Source organism: Ensifer sp. ZNC0028, assembly GCF_000799055.1.
Lineage (GTDB): Bacteria > Pseudomonadota > Alphaproteobacteria > Rhizobiales > Rhizobiaceae > Ensifer.
This window is the reverse complement of sequence record NZ_JTLA01000289.1, coordinates 1-485: the sequence shown is the minus strand read 5'-3', so window position 1 is coordinate 485 and position 485 is coordinate 1. Positions and strand designations below refer to the sequence as shown.

At 55.5% G+C, this 485-nt stretch carries 1 protein-coding gene; it reads left to right on the top strand.

Translation table 11 applies throughout. The annotated features are described in order from the left end of the window. A partial coding sequence (locus L981_RS34330; RefSeq protein WP_256364305.1) for a flagellin occupies nucleotides 1-107 on the top strand: 107 nt, incomplete at its 5' end. Between the last annotated feature and the right edge of the window lie 378 nt (nucleotides 108-485).

Below are 485 nucleotides of genomic sequence, written 5' to 3'. Positions count from 1 at the left end.
AGGAATCGACCCGCCTGAAGGCTCTGCAGACGCAGCAGCAGCTCGGTATCCAGGCACTGTCGATCGCCAACTCGAACTCGCAGAACATCCTGTCGCTGTTCCGTTAATCGACGGGCTGAAGGGGGCGGGCCACGGCCCGCACCCGAAGCAAGATACGAAACCGCGCCTCGCAAGAGGCGCGGTTTTTCTTTGTCGCCAATGCACTGATAAAACTTCGAAAAGTTTCTCCGGGTTTTAGGGTTCGTTAACCACGATGGTGTTTGTTGTAACCATCGAAACGACGGGTTGACCCGAACAGATTAGAGCGTCAGCAGGCATGAGGCTGACCGTCGTTTCCCGGTAATCCCGGAATGTCCCTTTCCATTTCATCTTTGCCAACAAGGGGCACTCATCCATGACAAGCATTCTGACCAACTCTTCCGCCATGGGCGCACTCGCTACCCTGCGTTCGATCAACTCCTCGATGGAAACCACCCAGGAGCGTA